The organism is Coleofasciculus sp., from assembly GCF_046565525.1.
Taxonomy (GTDB): Bacteria; Cyanobacteriota; Cyanobacteriia; order Cyanobacteriales; family Coleofasciculaceae; genus Coleofasciculus.
On sequence record NZ_JBKHUP010000141.1, the window covers coordinates 1 to 17,671 of the forward strand.

15 protein-coding genes and 2 pseudogenes are annotated in these 17,671 nt (G+C 43.0%); 6 read left to right on the top strand and 11 right to left on the bottom strand.

Going from position 1 to position 17,671, the window contains the following annotated elements:
- Positions 1-277: 277 nt before the first annotated feature.
- Entirely contained in the window at positions 278-799 is a 522-nt protein-coding gene (locus tag ACLGGO_RS31660) for a hypothetical protein (protein ID WP_446394636.1), read from the top strand.
- 172 nt (positions 800-971) lie between these two features.
- On the opposite strand, the pseudogene ACLGGO_RS31665 reads toward ACLGGO_RS31660, so the two are convergent.
- Positions 972-1,091, bottom strand: a pseudogene (locus ACLGGO_RS31665) (transposase); the annotation flags it as partial.
- Between the two features lie 72 nt (positions 1,092-1,163).
- Between ACLGGO_RS31665 and ACLGGO_RS31670 the strand changes: the two are divergent.
- The 3 genes and pseudogenes from ACLGGO_RS31670 to ACLGGO_RS31680 all read left to right on the top strand — a co-directional run bounded on the left by ACLGGO_RS31670 (position 1,164) and on the right by ACLGGO_RS31680 (position 3,751).
- A pseudogene (locus tag ACLGGO_RS31670) lies at positions 1,164-2,361 on the top strand (RNA-guided endonuclease InsQ/TnpB family protein).
- Positions 2,362-2,534: 173 nt separating this feature from the next.
- The gene (locus ACLGGO_RS31675; RefSeq protein ID WP_446422283.1) at positions 2,535-3,503 is read left to right on the top strand and encodes a tyrosine-type recombinase/integrase; all 969 of its coding nucleotides are present in this window, start codon (positions 2,535-2,537) and stop codon (positions 3,501-3,503) included.
- A 59-nt stretch (positions 3,504-3,562) separates the two neighbouring features.
- A complete protein-coding gene (locus ACLGGO_RS31680; RefSeq protein WP_446422284.1) occupies positions 3,563-3,751 on the top strand; it encodes a hypothetical protein in 189 nt (62 codons plus the stop codon).
- A 59-nt stretch (positions 3,752-3,810) separates the two neighbouring features.
- Here ACLGGO_RS31680 and gntB read toward each other — a convergent pair whose 3' ends face one another.
- From gntB to ACLGGO_RS31695, 3 genes are all read right to left on the bottom strand, one after another.
- Positions 3,811-4,842 carry a guanitoxin biosynthesis L-arginine gamma (S) hydroxylase gene (gene gntB, locus ACLGGO_RS31685; protein ID WP_446422285.1) on the bottom strand — a complete coding sequence of 344 codons (1,032 nt, stop codon included), beginning with the start codon at positions 4,840-4,842 and terminating at the stop codon, positions 3,811-3,813.
- A gap of 221 nt (positions 4,843-5,063) precedes the next feature.
- On the bottom strand, positions 5,064-6,194 hold the full coding sequence (gene gntC, locus ACLGGO_RS31690) for a guanitoxin biosynthesis PLP-dependent (S)-gamma-hydroxy-L-arginine cyclodehydratase GntC (RefSeq protein WP_446422286.1): 1,131 nt from the start codon (positions 6,192-6,194) through the stop codon (positions 5,064-5,066).
- A gap of 6 nt (positions 6,195-6,200) precedes the next feature.
- Positions 6,201-7,331 carry a D-alanine--D-alanine ligase family protein gene (locus ACLGGO_RS31695; protein WP_446422287.1) on the bottom strand — a complete coding sequence of 377 codons (1,131 nt, stop codon included), beginning with the start codon at positions 7,329-7,331 and terminating at the stop codon, positions 6,201-6,203.
- Positions 7,332-7,793: 462 nt separating this feature from the next.
- On the opposite strand from ACLGGO_RS31695, the gene ACLGGO_RS31700 reads away from it, so the two are divergent.
- Both ACLGGO_RS31700 and ACLGGO_RS31705 read left to right on the top strand, forming a co-directional pair.
- Positions 7,794-7,973 carry a hypothetical protein gene (locus tag ACLGGO_RS31700; protein ID WP_446422288.1) on the top strand — a complete coding sequence of 60 codons (180 nt, stop codon included), beginning with the start codon at positions 7,794-7,796 and terminating at the stop codon, positions 7,971-7,973.
- A complete protein-coding gene (locus tag ACLGGO_RS31705; RefSeq protein ID WP_446422289.1) occupies positions 7,948-8,142 on the top strand; it encodes a hypothetical protein in 195 nt (64 codons plus the stop codon). Before ACLGGO_RS31700 ends, ACLGGO_RS31705 begins: the two co-directional genes overlap by 26 nt.
- 263 nt (positions 8,143-8,405) lie before the next feature.
- Here ACLGGO_RS31705 and ACLGGO_RS31710 read toward each other — a convergent pair whose 3' ends face one another.
- The 7 genes from ACLGGO_RS31710 to ACLGGO_RS31740 form a co-directional block, all read right to left on the bottom strand.
- Positions 8,406-9,440 carry a hypothetical protein gene (locus ACLGGO_RS31710; protein ID WP_446422290.1) on the bottom strand — a complete coding sequence of 345 codons (1,035 nt, stop codon included), beginning with the start codon at positions 9,438-9,440 and terminating at the stop codon, positions 8,406-8,408.
- A 426-nt stretch (positions 9,441-9,866) separates the two neighbouring features.
- Positions 9,867-12,431 (bottom strand): ATP-grasp domain-containing protein, encoded by a 2,565-nt coding sequence (locus ACLGGO_RS31715; RefSeq protein ID WP_446422291.1) that lies wholly within the window; start codon positions 12,429-12,431, stop codon positions 9,867-9,869.
- Between the two features lie 39 nt (positions 12,432-12,470).
- Positions 12,471-12,848, bottom strand: a complete 378-nt coding sequence (locus ACLGGO_RS31720; RefSeq protein WP_446422292.1) for an ectoine synthase — start codon at positions 12,846-12,848, stop codon at positions 12,471-12,473.
- 197 nt (positions 12,849-13,045) lie between these two features.
- Positions 13,046-14,308, bottom strand: coding sequence for a cysteine dioxygenase (locus ACLGGO_RS31725; RefSeq protein ID WP_446422293.1), 1,263 nt, complete (start codon positions 14,306-14,308; stop codon positions 13,046-13,048).
- A 173-nt stretch (positions 14,309-14,481) separates the two neighbouring features.
- Positions 14,482-15,492, bottom strand: a complete 1,011-nt coding sequence (locus tag ACLGGO_RS31730) for a class I SAM-dependent methyltransferase (RefSeq protein WP_446422294.1) — start codon at positions 15,490-15,492, stop codon at positions 14,482-14,484.
- Between the two features lie 172 nt (positions 15,493-15,664).
- Positions 15,665-16,699, bottom strand: coding sequence for a hypothetical protein (locus ACLGGO_RS31735; RefSeq protein ID WP_446422295.1), 1,035 nt, complete (start codon positions 16,697-16,699; stop codon positions 15,665-15,667).
- Between the two features lie 156 nt (positions 16,700-16,855).
- A partial coding sequence (locus tag ACLGGO_RS31740) for an RNA polymerase sigma factor (RefSeq protein ID WP_446422296.1) occupies positions 16,856-17,671 on the bottom strand: 816 nt, incomplete at its 5' end.

Consider the following 17,671-nt stretch of genomic DNA (forward strand, 5'->3'; position numbering starts at 1 on the left):
AATGCGTCGTCGGATGAAGGCAAAGCCGAACGCCTTTCGAGGTATTCGGAGCTGCGCTGGACGATAGATGCAATCTCCACCCTCGGCGAAACGGAGCCGTCAGGCGAAGTGTAGCAGGGTGGAGTCGTTGAACAACTATCCCCTTTCCCTTTAATTAATAACTAATCAATCAACCCCTGTGCCAACGGCATGGGGGTTATTTTTTTTAAGCAAATTCCCTTCCCTGAATAATAGAGCGCTATGCGCCTGATTAATGACACAATTCAGGGCAATCAACGTGAATAATACTACAACCATCTGTGGTTTAGCTGGAGAAAATTTATTCAACCAGCTCGTTGCGGCTTGTCACAAACTTAAACGAGTGAAATTCAGCTCCCAAAAACTCATTCAAGTTGCCAATAATTCGGCTATCGGACGCCAGCGTTTGGCGCTCTCCCTGCCGTATCTTTTGGCAGAATACGGAATTCCTGTACGCCAGGAAAATCGCTATTACCTTCATCTTAACTGGAAATCGGTTCCGGCGGAGGTTATCCTCGATTACGTCTACGGAATCGACTCCTGCGTGCAGCTATTTGGCTGGATTGTCGCCTTGGATATCACCACCAACCCCAAGGCCGTTGAAGCCAAACAAAACAAACTTCAACACCTTGCACCATTATGGCAAGCGCTCGGCATTGACCGCACAGCGGTCTTTTTGATGGACAAACCGTGTCCGCACGACCGAACCACCGACTTGGTCACTGCCCTGCGACAGGTGATTAAAGGGCAAACGTCCATACTTGTGGGTTCGCGCATTTAGCTTATTCGGCGATAGGTTCCCCATCCTATCCCTATTCTTAGCCGCACTTAAGGCGAGTCAAATCGGGGTATTCCATGTCCCCGATTTGACATTTATCAAACTGTAGTTAGCACTACCCAATCATTTAATTTTCTAATAGTTATCTCTCGCTGTCCTGAGAAGACCCTCGCTTTCAGCGACGGGATGAATCAGGACATTGTTGATCCTGGATGTAAACCTTAAGTCTTTCTATTGTAACGCCACCGCAGCTAGAGACAAAATAAGAACCTGTCCACAAAACCCTTTTCTTGTAAACAGAAGTTAATACTGGTTCAATGACGACTAGAGTGATACTGTTAAAATAACACATCGACAGGTCGAGACGATGCTAGTTTACGAATTTAAAGCAAAAGCATCTAAAGCTCAACTTAGAGCCATAGATGAAGCCATAAGGATATGTCAGTTCATTCGCAACAAATGCTTGCGATACTGGTTAGACGCTCCGAGAGAGGAAAAGGTTGATCGGTATGCTTTAAACAGGTACACTAAGGTTTTAGCAGAAGCTCCAGAGTATCCTTTTACTGCTGCTTTAAATTCAATGGCGCGTCAAGCTTCTGCTGTTGGCGAAGCCTTCCCGAAGGGTACGCGCTTGGGCTGGCATCAGTCGATTCTACGATAATTGCAAAAAGAAGGTTAAAGGCAAGAAGGGCTTTCCAAAGTTTAAGAAAAACTGTCGCTCAGTCGAGTATAAGACAAGTGGCTGGAAGCTCTCTGATGACAGAAAGTATCTGACTATTACCGACAAAACAGGCATTGGTCGCTTAAAACTGGTCGGAACGCGGAACCTGCATTTCTATCACCAATCCCAAATCAAGCGGATTCGCCTGATCAAACGGGCTGATGGTTACTATGCTCAGTTTTGTATTGACGTAGAACGTCGGGAAAGCGTTGAGCAGACAAATAAGCAGATTGGCTTAGATGTTGGACTCAACCATTTCTACACCGACTCTGATGGAGTCCAGGTAAACAACCCTCGTTTTCTCAGAAAGTCTGAGAGAAGGTTAAAACGACTACAACGCCGACTCTCTAAATGCACAAAAGGTAGTCAGAATCGGAAAAAAGCCCAGCAAAGGCTGGGCAGGCAGCATTTAAAAGTCAGTCGCCAACGTAAAGATTTTGCGGTTAAACTAGCAAGATGCGTAATGAAATCTAACGATTTCGTGGCGATTGAGGATTTAAATGTTCGAGGACTGGTTAAGAACCACAAGTTAGCTAAATCAATATCAGATGCTGGTTGGACAATATTCCGCGAATGGCTGGAATACTTTGCCAACCTATTTGGTAGAGAATTGGTAGCAATAAACCCTAGCTTCACCTCGCAGGATTGCTCTTGCTGCGGCGCTAGGGTTAAAAAGTCTTTGAGTACCCGTACTCATGTTTGTAGCTGTGGTGCTGTCCTCGATAGGGACTGGAATGCAGCCATAAATATTTTGATCAAGGCTAAGACTAGCGTAGGGCATACGCGAATCTCCCAGGAATACTGGGTAAACGCTTCCGGACAGTTGGCCCTAGGCGTGTATTGATGAAAATCAATATTCTAAGGCTTCTGGATGAAAGAAGAATCCCTCGCCTGAGACGAGGGAGTGTCAACTAGTTTATCTGATAGTTTGATGCAAGTAAGATAATGTTTCGTTATTTTACATGGTGGGGGTAGCTTCTGGGGGACAATAGAAACGGCGCTCTCCTTCGATTTCCCATGCCGGCTCAACCCGATTCGTCTTTCCCTAATCCTCAAGCGCCAGCATCGGTAAAGAGTGCTGGTCTGATTGATTTGCGGTATGTGCGGGTTGAGGAATTTTTGAGAGCGCGATCGCTAACTGCCAACAGCCAAAAAGCTTACCGTCGGGAACTGCGACGCTTTTTGGTGTGGACGGAGCGCCCGATTAGTCAAATTACGCCCCGGCAAATTGTTCAGTATAAGGAGTATTTGGAAAAGTCTTTGGCTCCTAGTTCGGTGAATCGGGCGCTTTGTGCTCTGAAAAGTTTTTTTAGTTGGTTGGTTAAGGCGTATCCCGACACGATGAATAGCAATCCCACCGCCTCGGTTGCACTGCTTAAGTTGTCTTCGCCACCAGCGTTTGACCTGAGTGATACGGAAGTTGATGCACTTTGGCAGGGGATTAAACGGCTGCCGCTAGCTAGTCAATGCCGAGAGGCGGCGCTGTTGGCGGTTCTGCTGCACGGGCTGCGAGCGGGAGAGGTGGCGGCGCTTTCTCTGGGAGATTATGATGGGATACGCTTGACGATTCGCCAAGGGAAAGATGACAGTGGGGGGACGGTTCCTCTCAACCGACAAGCCCGCGACTGTTTGAATGCTTACTTAAAGGAGCGACGGCACGCGGGAGAGCGCTACGCCAAGCATCGTCCGCTGTTTTTGTCTCAAAGTCCAGTTCCCGGTAAAGGAGAACGACTGGGATATCAGGGGATTTACTATACGATTAAGGAGTTGGGGGAATTGGCGGGTATTGCGAACCTGACGCCCCATCGCTTGAGGCACACTTATGCGACAAAGCTCCTGCTTTCTGGTATTGATAGCCTTCATGCTCGCACCTTGACTCGTCATAAGTCTGAGGCTAATTTTAAGCGTTACGCTAAACGTGCTCTGGCAGCGGCGGCGGAGCGGGCTTTTTATGAGGCGATTGGGGAAGAACCGCCGACTGTTTGACCGAACCGTCGCAGATAGCGTGGATGTCGGCTATGAGGTATCCCAACGTCAACAGATCAATGAAAAAGCTAGTGGTCTGTCAAATATTTCAACTGTTTGTAAAGGTTTATGAAGGAGTCAGTTTGGACTTGGCGAGTTTCAGGCTGTATTCGAGGGTGACGTTTCAAGCGATCGCTTCGCCGTGCCCCTTTGGGGCGATCACGCACTACTGGATGGAGCAATTACCCGCTGCCTGTGCGATCGCCTGATTAGGGTCAGGCTAAGTGTATCGGGGACGAAGGACAGCCGTTAGACTGTTGTGTTATGGTTAGCCAGATTCCCTCACGTACTCAATAAAGCTTGACACGATACTGGGAGCACCATTTGAAGGGAAAAATATTCCTCCCGTTTGGCTGTTGTGCCGAAGGTAGTTAGCATCAGTAAGAAGAATTTGGTGTGCCTTCGGTAGGTTCCAGAACGGTATAGAGGGCAGTAAATGATGGACTAAGTGAAAGTTCTCGCCGTGCATACTGGTAAAGAATGCCTCATACCAGGGGCTAAAACGATTCCTTGTCATGTACAGATCGACTGTGCTGTTTCCCACGAGTGGGTAATGTTCGCCCAGTTCGATGAACCATCCTAAAACTTGAAACACGGTGATGTAGGGAACTAACCAAAATAAGATTAGTTCGTCCCAAAATCCAAACCAGATAGATGCCCCAATAAGGGTAAGTAGATAGGCGAACATGATGAGACTTTCTTGACGGTTGCCTTCTTTGGAGAAGAGTCTATGTTTAGCTATATAGACCAAGTAACGCGGTACTTTTAACAGCAGCAGGGGCTGGATGATATGCTTCAGGAGAAAGTCTCTAGGGCTAAGTGGCTCGTACAGTCCTGCTTCTCGATAAAGCTTAAAATCAGGGTCTAGTTCAGGGTTGCCCAAGTATCTGTGATGCAAGGAGCAGTGGGACTTCTTATAGACAATCATCTGCTGGAAAATCAGGTATCCGGAGCAGAATGTACCGAGTACCCAGTTCAACGATTTGTTTTTAGCTAGTACTCCATGAGCGCTCTCATGTACTAGAGTGGCTAAAGCTCGCTGGCGAGACCCAATTAGCAGAAGCGCTAGTGGGTAGAAAAACCATGTGACATGGCAAGTAATCAGGATACTGGTAAGGATGATGAAATAGTCTTCAAACAAGGCTAGTATACCATGCCAATTATCTAGCTTTGTTAGGTCTCTTATCTGGCTGGTAATCTCCTGATAAAATTTATACCGATCATACTTTTCTTTCACAATATTGTTACTATAGGCAAGTGCTATTTCTGATGACTCGGTGGGAGGGACTGAAACTATCATTGGCAAAGGTTCTCAAGAAATGGATAAAGAAACTTGATGCCCACTAGGATGGGCATTAATAGATATAGATAGAGATAGGCAAAAGACCTAATTAATGTGATTCAATCGAAAATTAAAAGCAATAGTTGTGGATTTGTTGTTAGCTAGGCTATCTTAGACAAGGCAAAGATGGAAAACTCTGAGCTGTTGCAACTAAAAATATTACAACTACGGTTGAGCGCTTAAGATTGACTTGGTGAATAGTCTCTTAAAATTCGTGAAAAAGCATTCAAAGCTGTAGTAAATAGCTCTGGATCAACTCCGAAACTAATCCTAAAGAAACCTGGCATATCAAAAGCCTCTCCAGGAAGAACTAACACCCCAGTTTCTTCTACTAATTTTTGAGCAAATAGGTCACTTTTAAGGGATTTATCCTTGAAAAAGGGAAATGCCACCGTTCCTGCATCTGGCTTAACCCAACCTATCACATCACTATGTTGCTCAACAAAATTATTGAACTGAAGCAAGTTCTGTGAAATCCACCCCTTATATTTAGGAATAATTTGCTTCCAGTTGAGCAGGGCAGATTTGGCAAGAAAATCATTGATAGGGCAAACTGTATGAGTGGTGTAATCTTTAAAATTATGGCAAGCGTCTATTACCTCTTTTGAGCCAATCAACCATCCGATTCGTAAACCAATACAGCCGAAGCACTTGCCGGGAGAACCCAGCGCAACTACGTTGGGCGCTCTACCATACAAAGAGGGTAAGATATCAATATTGTTAGTGTGTGGAAGGAAGCGATAATGCTCGTCAGAAAGGATTTGGGCGTTGTGTTTTTGGGCTAGCTCTAATACGGCTTTGATTTCCTCGTCAGAGTATACTACTCCGGTAGGATTGTGAGGGCTATTGAGTACAATAACCTCGGTTTTGTCATCGACTAATTTTGATAAGTCCTCTAGATTCAGTCTAAAGTTGTTTTCTGGTCGCAGTTGTAAATAGCGAACCTCATAGCCAAGAAAACTGGGGACTTCATGCAAGATGTGGAATGCTGGCACGGGAACTACTACATTAGCTCCTGGCTGATAGCGAACATGAAAATAAATCAAGATGGCTTCGGTTGTTCCAGAGGTGACTAAAATTGAGTCAGGAGTTACACCTTCATAAAAGGAGGCGATCGCTTTTCTTAAGCCTAAAGAACCATAGGTGTCGTTATTTTCCAAACTAAGCTGGTATAACTCTTCTACAGAACACCCCGTCAGACTGATTAGCTCCCCGACGGATAGATTCGTGACACCACTTTCCCCAAGATTGTAGGGAGCATTTTGATACTGAAGCAACCAGGTTTCCAATAAAGATGGTACTATTTTCATTCCAATTTACCTTTTCAAAGATAGACAAGATGTTTTAGTCCGAGCCAATGCCGCCGCAATGATTTCTGACATCAGTTGTGCAAACGATGTACCAGAAAGGTGCAAAATCTTGCCAACCGAACTTCTTCGATCGCCAGTGATGTCGCAGTTAGGATTCACCTCAAGGACAAAGAGTTGTTGGGATGCTTTGTCCATCCGCACATCGACTCGCCCAAATCCGTTACCACCAACTGCACAGTAGGCGCGTTTGGCTAAGTCGCAAAGCCTGTCATGCAGGGTTGGATTGACCCGTTGACAATGAAAGAGTGTTGCTTCCGGTGACAGGGGAGTTTCTCTTTCGCACTTTCCGTGGTAGCGCTCGTAAGACAAAAACCGTTCGGTTTCAGGCAAGCTGGAGTGAAACACCCGTTCCACAGGTGGGTAGATTTTGATGCTTTCTGGCTGATGGACAGAACCGATTAGGAAGACTGTAAACTCAGAACCATTGATAAATCGTTCCACAAAAATGCTGTCTGGCGGAAATTGCATTCCGTGCTGTCCACAGAGCAATCGCTGAACCTGTTCGCTGAGCTGTTCGTCGCTGTGGACAACTGATTGTAAAGAAAGTCCTCGGCTTTCAAAAGACATGGCTGGTTTGACAATCAGGGGAGTGCCAAGGCGATCGCAAACTCCTCGAACGCGGCTAGGGTCAGCAATAACTTCATAGGGAGCCGTCGGTACACCCGCTTCAACAAAGGCACGCTTCATCCTAATTTTGGAGGTGCTCAGTTCCATAGAGTCAAAATCTGCTCCTGTAGAAGCGATACCTTTAGCTTCTAGCAGTTTGTAAACGCAAGTGCCAGGGTAGTTGGTATCCTCATCCCCAACGCAATAGTTCAGCACTACAGGAATGTACTCATTGGCGGAAGCAGCCACTTCCTCAACAACGGCGTGCATATTTTCCAAGGTGATTGGCTGCCACTTCCACTTCAAGCCAAGTTCTGCAAAGACATCTGCTAGTTCTTGACGATACAACGGAGTTTCGTCACCTAGTTGGCTGATTAACCCTTGTTCTGTGACGCGGTGAGGCATAAATACCCAGACAAATAGCTTACTGTTACGCACAAACAATTCCTTATAAATTGATATTGGCTTCATTAATCTGCTGCAAAATTGTGGACATATTACGAAGATAACTTATGCCTTAAAGAGGATGTCAATCAGAATATAGCTGTAATATGTAAATCTTCCGTGAATACCTTTTTTGAAGAGAAAATAAATTGAACTATCCGAGGTAACAACACAGTCAAAGCATAAATTGTATCAGCCTCATACCCCTTATTCCAAAGCTGAAAAATTGACAGCTTATTGCGCTAGCCCACAGGATGTAATAAAAGAAGCGATCTGCTAACGCAACAGCGCTTGCGCTATCGCCTCTAGGACTGCGCTTTGTGCGATCGCTTCTCTTGTTGTCAAGCTTAACCAAAAAACGATTGCCTTTCTTCAAGTAAAAAAGAGGAGGGATGGCACTGGTAGTTTCTACTTTAAGACGATTCCTAAAGTCACTTTCTGAATTTTTCGAGTTCGAGGCTTTTTTTCTAACTTGATGCCCCCTATGAGATGAGCGCGATAAGCGGAACAAGGTGCGATCGCACCCCTTATCCCCAAACTCCACCAGCCGCGATCGCACCAGAATGCGATATACCTAGAAACGGGACAGTTTCGGCTGGGAGAATGTCAACTCATCTTTTTCATCTGATTATCTGGGAATCGAATGAGGTTAATCGAACGAGTCACTAGCGATGAGGTTATTGAAGCGGCGTATGAGTGGCTGTGCGATCGCCGCCAGGACTATCACGTAAAAAGTGGAGAAGCACCCGGACAAGACCTTTATCGGGCGGATATCGCGGGGGTTCGATTTTTGGGGATATCGGGTAAGCGCCGCCGGGGTTGGGAGTGGCGCGGGTGACGGTGGAACGGTTTGTCGAGCGCGTTTCCCGGCTTTACAAGCGAGGTGCGCTGGCGAGTCGCATTGGGGAATACGCTCGCCGGTGGTGGAGATGGGTTAGGAGCGGGGTGTCGGGGGTTGAATTAGGGGAGGAAGGGGAAGGAGCGAGCGGAGTTCTGATTTTGTCTTACTTGACAATTTGTACTTTTTGGGGTTTGGATTCGGATTAGGTATATTTGCCGGTGCGTGTCCGCTCGCTCTGGTGCTTTTTTCCTCTGGGTTTTCTACGATTTCTTATCTGTCTCCCACATCAATCTTATGACGGACATGAGTGTCAGGACTGTTCGGTTTTTGACATGTGCTTCAAACGCTTTCTCCACTTCTGTCATCTGGTTTACTTCTCCTTGATCCGTGACCAGCGCTCCCATGTTCCATGACATCTTCTTTAACACATCGCTTTCATTGATTTTCTTTTTCTCGATCACATACTGCCAATACATCTCGTTCGCTACCTGTCTCCACAAGCTCTCTCCTAATATCTCATTCAGGTATTCCGTTCCATACTCCCTTGAAGTGCCGTATCCAATCATCACCCTTAGTACTCCCTTCTGCGGTATCGCTATCACGATTTTTTCTACCACTCCCTTGAACATATGTTCCATAGCCGTTATGGCTATCCATGTTCTTACCACGCACTCGATTTCCTTTCCCCCTACCTTCGCTTTTATTTTGTACTCCTCGGGGTTTGTTATGCCCACTGGATCTAGACCCATTAGCTTAACCAACTCGTCCCCTTGCGTTTTTCCGTTCGGTTTCCCATCTTCTCCCAGAATAATCGCCTCTGGCCTGCTTCCGACATATCCCGTATTTCGGCTACAGAAATCAAAAGCTTCATATGTCTCTCTTTTTGTGTTTAGCTTGTCTTCCCCTATTATCTTTTGTGCGTACTCCCCGTCCCACACGACTGTTACTACTGCACCGAAGTGCGCCGGTATTTCGCGCTCAAATTCATATCGTGCTGTGTATGTTCCCGGTATGCCTCCCTTTTCTTCCGGGTGGATTTGCCCCGCCTTCTCCACCAGGTTTTTTACCCAATCTTGCTTAGTCCGCAACTTGAGGTCTACCACTATACTTTTTTCGGGGCTTTTTTGCACATATGTTTTGAACTTTTCGGCACAACTTAGAAAATATGTCTTTGCATTTCCTAGTGCGTCAGTCTTGGATTGTATTTGCGTGCTTGGTTTATACGGTGTTAGCATATACGACGCTGCGGGTAAGACTCTTTTAATCGTGTTAATCGTGTTCTTGAGTGATTGCATATTTTTATTCCTCCATGATTACTTTGCTTTTTTTACCTGAGTTTTGTGTGGGGAACTATTGGGGTCAGTTTCCCTTTAATTCGACATGGGATATTCCTCCGTGATATTTATTTTTTTTCGTTATTGCCATTTTGGGTTTCTACTATTTAGACGATTCTCGCCGTCTCTTTCTGAAGTTTTCGAGTTAGAAGATTTTTGACATACTTGTGTACCTTTTATCATGTACCTACCATCATCGCTGGCTGTCTCATTTGTCAGATTTCCTTGCTTCTCGACGCTTGCAAGTAAATAAGTAGGTGAGCCTAAATAAACGCCAAAACAGAAAAGCTAATTCCCTTACAGCAAGAGGGTTACAGCATCTGACATTGTTCGTTTAATTCTGCCCGCCTACATAGATTCCTAACGCCTAGTTGTAGAGCCAATAATTTACTCCTCACAGATGAACCTATATTCTTCCCTTGTGAGAGAATGTTCCTCTAAAAACCTCTTCATTTTCTGCTTTCCCTCTGCAATATTTTGAGAGCAAACCGCTACAGAAGCATAGGGAACTTCATATTTCTCTTCAGCGGGGATTTCTTTCTCTAAAATACTGATAAAGAAATTTGAATCTGACGACAACTCTTTCAGCTTTGCTTCATCTATTATGTGTTTATGTAAGGATGTATAACAAAGAAAACCATTGTAGCAGATTCGTGGTAAACTACTTTGATTCACAAACGGTTTTATCCGGCAAGCAATTAGGTAGGAATACAAAATTAGGTTGACATCCCGTATATTAAATTGCCATTTAGATACATAAAAACCCCCCATCCTGGCATTGATTTCTAAAATTTTTACGCCTAGCGATGTGTAAATTACGTCTACACAAAAAACGCCATATTTTAAGCCAATATCGTGGCAAGCTTTCCAGGCTGAATGAATCAGATTTTCTTGTTTTTCTCTGTCCAGCAAACTCGGCATAATTTCCGTCATTTCATTACAGAGAGTAGGCACAGTAGGCCCATTATCAGTGACATAACCAGCTACCAACTCACCATCAAACATGATTATGTCAACATCATGTTCAGACCCTTGCAAGTAAGGCGTGACAAATATTTGATAGTTAAAACCTAATCCAGCACCATACTGTGTGGCGGTTTGAATATAGCTTTTATAGTCTTCAAACTTAGCTATTAATTCTTCTTCTGTTTGAATTACCTCTACACCAAAGGAAGCACTTCCAGTATCTAACTTAATTACTAGAGGATAGTAATGTTGCGGAATCTTATAGACATCTGCAACATCCTTTAAATTGAAAACTTCTACACCATTGGAGAATCCTCTAGCTTCATAACTGGGTTCAACGGCTAAGATTTTTTTATGAGTTAAAAACTTACTCTTAGCAATGCTTGCCGATTGATAGCTGTTGCTTGGTTTCCCTAAAAAATTAGCTACTAAAGAGGACAGAGGTACATTATCTTCCCAAAACGTAACTACGCCATCTATAGGCGTGTTATGCTTACGAACAACTTCCACAATAGCTAAAGCATTTTCAATATCTTTGGTATGGTTGTCAATGTTAACATTGAAAAACTGGCTGCTGTAGCTGACAGCGAAATGTTGAGGATCGCTATCAACTAAAATGATATTGATACCTACTCGATTGGCAAATTCAAAAATGTTTAGCTTTGAGTAGCCTCCACCTCCAATCATCAATATATTCTTGCCTTTTAGCATATATTGATATGAACGGTACAACATCGTTTCTATCCATTTATCAAGGATGTCAGTTCTGTTGGGGGAATGTTGCATTTCGTATAGCTGCAAGGTGCTAATACAATCGCGCTCGTTGACTTCAATTAGAAACGGTTCTAATTGATTATTGTGATTTATCAAAACAACATCTAAACCAATGAAATCTGTTTGTTTGTTTTGGGAGATATGGGTTAAATATTGCTTTTCGTAGACAATAATAGACTCTAGTACCGCTTCACCTAATCGGTTAATTTTTTCAACAAGCTGATTCTTATCCTCGTTCGTCAACTGAAGCAAGTTACACAGATAATCAATTGAAAAACTCTCGGAAGTATCTCCATTAATGGGTTGGTCAATATAACCTAGATTGCAGATAATTCCAGATGTTTCAACAACGTTATTGGGGCGACGGGTAACAAATACCTTCAGCCTCGAACCCAGCTTACTATTCTTAGTAATACTTGAATTGATGAATTCCTCCACAAGCAGGCAATCATTGTCTTGGAGTGAATCCACACATTTATTAAAGTTTTCAACAGCCCTATCCAGATTATCTTTTGATTCAATAGTGCATAGTCGGCTTCCCATCCACCTGGCTCCAGAAGGCTTAATCACAAATTGAGAAGCCGGAAATGCTGTCAGATATTCTCGGATTTTATCACTAGAAAGATTTCTGGATAGGGAAATCAATTGAACTTTTGGAGTGACGGGATGATGGCTATATTTATCCAAAGAAAAGCCAAAAAACATCGTTTGGGGTACATTGACATTTCTTGTAGCTGCAAGTAAGCGAGTATGCAGTTTGTCATTGGTATATTCTTCTAGTTCTATACCACTTGACATCGGACAATCCGCCAGTCCTTCGTAGAACTGAAATTTACTAGCCTTCTCTTGGTAGACTGGTTCATAAAAACTGAAAGCTGCTTCGGTACAAAAATTACACAAAAAAGTGATCTTCTGAGGAGTTTTAAATTTGGTGTGAAAACATTGACTAAATTCATTCATTGTAATCCCTTCAAGGAGATATGATACAGATTTATCTCCTTTCTGAATAACTTTTAACCAAGTCGGTTCAGTGACGATAAAAGCCCTTTCAGGTAAAATTCTACTTGCAGCCAGAAGTAATGTAAGCCTTTCGTCTGCCAAAGTAAAGAAAACAATACAGGGTTGGCTTTCATCTGATTCTAGTTCCACTGGAGCTTCCTTAATGGGCTTAAGTTTATAAGCTTGGAGAACTGAGTTGAGTGTTTCAAACATATTTAGCTATGGTTCTAAACTATTAGGGTACTCTGAAACTTAGTAACAGGAACTTCCGCTGCTTTGAAGGTTGTGTGATTCATTTCCTTGCAGAGGGGGAGTAAATACGCATACAAGTCGCATGGTAGTCTTGGCTCTCAAATAATGTTTATCGTGCTTATCGAGAGCATACATAGTGCCAGGTTGAATTGGATATAGAATCCCATCTGCCTCTACTTCACCTTCTCCTTCAATGCAGTAGCAAGCTTCCATGTGATTTTTGTATTCTAGGAGTGATTCAGTGCCTGCGTTAATGATAGTATCTGTGAGTGAGTAGCCCATTCCATCTCTTTCCAGAAGAAACCTGCGACTCTGACCGTTTCCCCAGGCAATGTCTCTTGCTGTATTAATAATTTCACTCAGCTTTTTTACGATCATCTCTTATTTAACTCCGGTATTATATTGACCTGCTAGTTTGTTAATGGAACACGAGTTATTGCGATCGTCCTACTGACTCCTAAATCAAATTAGGCTGAGGAGTGATCGCCTTGTCTCCATCATGGTTTCTCGATTTCGCCCGCGTCAGTTGGAAAAGTCTGATCGTTGCGTAAACTCCTACACATAATGATCGGTGCTTATTTACTACTCTCCCATTCTTTTTTCATTTGTTCCTTAAAAGCTAAAAAATCCATGTCTGAGTTCGGTAAGAAACGCTTAATATCTTTTCCACCATTATCAATATAGTCGAAGCACTCATAATGAAAATTGTCTTCTAAATTGTAGAGATAACACTGAACTGTGACACAGACAGTGTGCAGATTTTCGTTACGCAATTGATGTGTCTGATTTAGCCTTGGAGTAATCCATGTGATATCCCCTTCTTTTATGGTTGCTGTCTTAAAGGGAGTTGTGTGAGATACTGATAGCATGTCAAACAACCGTACACTTATTTCCCCATGCAGCACTTTAATCACTGCATTTGCTTTAGCATGATTATGAATAGGAGAGTAATGTCCATTTGGCCAGATTTCCAGAACATAAGGAATTCCTGGTGATTCTCCCTGATTGACTCCTAAAGTAATGCGAAGATAAGTAGCATCTGGGTTGGGTTCCCCAAACTCTTTTTCTTTACTCTTTAAAGTCTGATAACACCACCCTTTCGGATTTTGAATGCTTTGTTCAATAGCCTCTGAGAAGTAGGGGAAATCTGGCGTATTCAACTGAAATTGCTTGCCAGCAACATTGGCATAGAGTTTTTGGCATTCGCTAGTTAAATTTTCTACTACTGTACCCTTGTATGTTGCTGCCATCTCTATAGTTATTGTATCTCTAGGGAATATCAGTAAGGGAGGTTCAATCGTTACTGGATCTCGCCAAATTTCACCTACTTTTATGTCAATTGGATTCAAATGAATGTGTTTTATATCCTCAATCCATGACTCAGAAGCTGTACAATCATCAAGTGTATACTCCATTAGGATGTTTAGTTCACGCTGCTCTCCCTTGCCGTAACGTAAGCGGCAGTTAATACTATCGAGACTACATTGAATTTTCTCAATACTAAACCAATACCAACACTTTTCTTCTGAATCAAGACCCACACCTGACTCAGACTTTAATTCTATTAGCTGATTTCCTTGTTCACAGCGGTAAAAAGTAGCCTTCTGTTGATTTACAGTTAAAGCATATCCAGGAAAAAATTCTGTAGCAGATGCACTTAAATAGATACTAAATTCTCTATTGTTTATTGTACTAACTGCAACAGTACCTTGTCCTTTTAGAATTAATTGATTTTCTGTTTCCTTAAGAATTTGGAAAACAGGAATGTTCTCATTATTTTTTATCTTTTGGTAAATAGATAGTGCTGAACTATCTGCTAGATTGTTTGTTAGCGGCATTGTTTTAATTTATCCTGTGTTCAATTTGCTATGGATTTTGGTTCGTTTAAAAACAAGTTGCTTGAATTGTATATTTTAACACTTCATGGAGTTTTCACCTCGTATTTTACTTACAACCCATAACTGATAGCACAAGCCATTACTCGCTGTACTAAATTGACAGCGGATTATAGTTAATCTTGTGCCACTTCAGCTACTGCAAAAAAACCGTCACCGTCTTTTGAGTAGTATTGATGAAAATTGATAAATTGTTTCTTTTCATCAGAGATTCTTGTATCTGTAATAGCAGCAGGCAGACAAAGCTCCATATACTCATTCATAAAAGGCTCTGGTCCATGAAATCCAATTAGCTGTTGTGCTAAACAGCCAAACTTTCCAAATGTTCCTCTTCTAACCGTATTTTTTCTTTCTTCTTTTTCTCCATATCTTACATCCATGACACTCAATCTACCGCCCGTTTTTAGCAAGCGAAGAATCTCTTTCAAAATCTGTTTAGCATTTGCCCTTGGCATTTCATGCAATACATAAGTAAAATGAATAATGTCAAAATACCCCTCAGGCCAGTGAGTAGATTCAGCGTTAGCCTGATAAAAATTAACATTTTCGACTTTCCTGCGTTTTTTCCATTCTCTACAAGCCCGAATAAAAGGAGGACTGAGGTCAATTCCGATAACTTCTGCGTTAGGAAATAATTCTCCATATTGAAACGTTGTTGTTGCATTTCCACAGCCAATGTCTAAAATTCTACTTGGGTTTAGATTACCGTGAGCAATCTTTAACCAGTATTTTAAATTTTCCTCAATCGTAAAGTAAAAGCTTAATTGAGCGCCAGCTAAGGCTATGCGAACATTTTTGTGATTCAAATAACCACCCTTCTGAAAATGCACAGGTTTATTTTCATAAAAAGAGGAAATTACAACAGGTGTTGAAACACCTGGAGGGAGAACATCACTACCATCTTTGCCCTCGAAAAAATTTGGTAGCATCTGGCGATAACGGTTTAATTGTCTTAGAGTCTCTAGAGCTCTGGATATGTTAAATGATTCGTCGGGTTTAGGAAGCGATGTTTGGAATAAATAAACTTCAAAGGGAGTCGGGGGCTGGAAAAAATTTTCCCAATTAATTTCGGTGAGTTCCGGCCACGACCCATCAGGATAATCAACTACTTTTGCATAATGAGACATATCGAGAAATCCCTTTTTCTGATTGGTGGTACGTTACGCTTGGTTAACGCACCTTACAAGATTAGGAGCGCGAACCTGTTTCGTCAGGATGAGTATGGGGAAACGGGGTCAAGAGGCGATTGTTCTTCTCCGGTTTTTGAATTAAATTAAAGCGCTCACATTTGAGCTTGTTTTATAAAAACCTCAAAATTGGTGTTATGGGTATACCATCCGACCACCTGCCCATATCGAATTGTAGTTGATCTGCCCTAGTACCACGAACTACTTGGTCTAGTGCGTACCATATAAAACGCCAGTTCAAATTGTCTTCCTTGCCAGATCCATTTAGGTATTTTTCTGTAACAACTTCACGCAAAAAACTTGTATCTACGGTTGCCTGTTCGTGATTAGCGTATATGGCTGGAAAGCCATACTCATCTGAAAACGAAAGATACATAGCCTTTTGATTGCTTGCTATATATTTGAATGACTTCTTCCAAGTTCCTTTGTCAATAATTGTGTCTTCATATCCGTGAAGAATTGCCACAGGCACTTTAAGCAAATCACCTGTTGTCTGAATATCTATCTTATCTTTGAATCCTCCTACGTCTTTGATAATTTCGCGGATACGCTTCGGAATATTGGATTCGGAGTCTGGCACTGGATCAGCAACGACAATTTGTTTAGGCAGCATATTTACGGGTACTTTCTCGCGAGCATAGTAATTCCAGCTCAGAGCAAAAAGTCCACCGAGCGAATGACCAAAAAGGTACGTTTCTACTTCTGGTTTAACAAGATTTACCTGTTCATAGGCATTCACCGCACTATTGATTGCAGAATTTATCCATTTTTGGGGACTAATTGGGAAAGGACGGAGAGCCTCCTCAGCCAGTTCCAAAATTGTTTCAAACCGACACTTGGGAAAGTTGCAGAAACCATGCTGATAGTTAGGATAAATCACATAGTAGCCTTGTTTTACAAGATGCTCTAGGTGACTGCGGTAAATTTCAGACGCGCCCAAGGCAAAGCCATGAAGGTAAATTACCGCTTTTAGAGTACCATTGTCACCGTAATTTGGATTATCGGGAATATAAATTTCGACGTAAGTACCCTTGTTGCAGTTACCCAATGGTTCGTGTTGATGAAAAGTTGGTGAGGTGTAAATTTCACTGTAGTCTGGCTTTGGAGGTGGTGCAGGCTTAAAAGTAATAGTTGTGTTAGTATTCATGTTCCGCTTTCTCTCCTTTGACTTTATCTAAAGACGTTTTCTGGGAAACTGTTATGAATTTTTTACATTAGAGGTCTTTTCCTACATAAGGCACCAAATTGTTTCTTATGGTACGACAATCCTTTGACTTCATAGCTAGCCAACGAACCTTCATCTTCATCCCCGACAGATTCGTGGACAAAGGATTGAAAATAGAGAAAACAAAGGAGGAGAGCGGGACGATCGCACAAATTCTCCCGCAACTTTCCCCACCATTAGCTGTTGTTGCCTCCACAGCACAGCCAGACAGGAATTCCCCCAACTTCCCGTCTCTTCCTCAAATTGTGTCAACGCCAAAATCGGTGCAAGCAGCCTTTCACACAGCGCCGCCTCAACACACCGACAACCATCACTCTTTACCTCTAACTTCCCGTCATTAGTCGCTGCACTTATCACCGACTCAGAGTGCTGCACATCACGCACTACCTCGATCACATCCTCACCCCCAACACTCTCCACTTCCTCCACCGCAACGGATAATGTCACCGTCTCGCCCACAGTCGCTTCAACTGGCGCATTCCCCTGGGACATTTCCCCAATTGCCGACTCCGTTGCAGTCGATGGAACAGATTTATCCGTATCCGTCCCCTCCTCCTCGATAAAATATCCCCTCAACTCCTCACACAAAATCTTCCGCGCCTGGGAGATGCGCTTGCAGACATTCTCGTAGGAAATCTCTTGCTGTTGGGCAATCTCTGGATAAGACAATTCCTCTCTATAGTGCAGGATAAACGTCTCGCGCAACCTGGGCGGTAAGTTATCAATGGCACGACGAATCACAATCCTTTTCTCGTCTGTCTCCATTGCACAATAAGGCGTATCCTCACTCTGTACCAGTCCTTGCTCCTCACAAGAAGCGTAACCTTCTATATCCTCAACTCGATTCGCCCCCCGACTGCGTTCACGATAAATGTCCACGCACAGATTGCGAGT

Bases quoted from the DNA above. Each gene is read 5' to 3' on its own strand.
- ACLGGO_RS31675 (WP_446422283.1), top strand. From the start codon at position 2,535: ATGCCGGCTCAACCCGATTCGTCTTTCCCTAATCCTCAAGCGCCAGCA.
- ACLGGO_RS31680 (WP_446422284.1), top strand. From the start codon at position 3,563: ATGAAAAAGCTAGTGGTCTGTCAAATATTTCAACTGTTTGTAAAGGTT.
- gntB (WP_446422285.1), bottom strand. From the start codon at position 4,842: ATGATAGTTTCAGTCCCTCCCACCGAGTCATCAGAAATAGCACTTGCC.
- gntC (WP_446422286.1), bottom strand. From the start codon at position 6,194: ATGAAAATAGTACCATCTTTATTGGAAACCTGGTTGCTTCAGTATCAA.
- ACLGGO_RS31695 (WP_446422287.1), bottom strand. From the start codon at position 7,331: ATGAAGCCAATATCAATTTATAAGGAATTGTTTGTGCGTAACAGTAAG.
- ACLGGO_RS31700 (WP_446422288.1), top strand. From the start codon at position 7,794: ATGAGCGCGATAAGCGGAACAAGGTGCGATCGCACCCCTTATCCCCAA.
- ACLGGO_RS31705 (WP_446422289.1), top strand. From the start codon at position 7,948: ATGAGGTTAATCGAACGAGTCACTAGCGATGAGGTTATTGAAGCGGCG.
- ACLGGO_RS31710 (WP_446422290.1), bottom strand. From the start codon at position 9,440: ATGCAATCACTCAAGAACACGATTAACACGATTAAAAGAGTCTTACCC.
- ACLGGO_RS31715 (WP_446422291.1), bottom strand. From the start codon at position 12,431: ATGTTTGAAACACTCAACTCAGTTCTCCAAGCTTATAAACTTAAGCCC.
- ACLGGO_RS31720 (WP_446422292.1), bottom strand. From the start codon at position 12,848: ATGATCGTAAAAAAGCTGAGTGAAATTATTAATACAGCAAGAGACATT.
- ACLGGO_RS31725 (WP_446422293.1), bottom strand. From the start codon at position 14,308: ATGCCGCTAACAAACAATCTAGCAGATAGTTCAGCACTATCTATTTAC.
- ACLGGO_RS31730 (WP_446422294.1), bottom strand. From the start codon at position 15,492: ATGTCTCATTATGCAAAAGTAGTTGATTATCCTGATGGGTCGTGGCCG.
- ACLGGO_RS31735 (WP_446422295.1), bottom strand. From the start codon at position 16,699: ATGAATACTAACACAACTATTACTTTTAAGCCTGCACCACCTCCAAAG.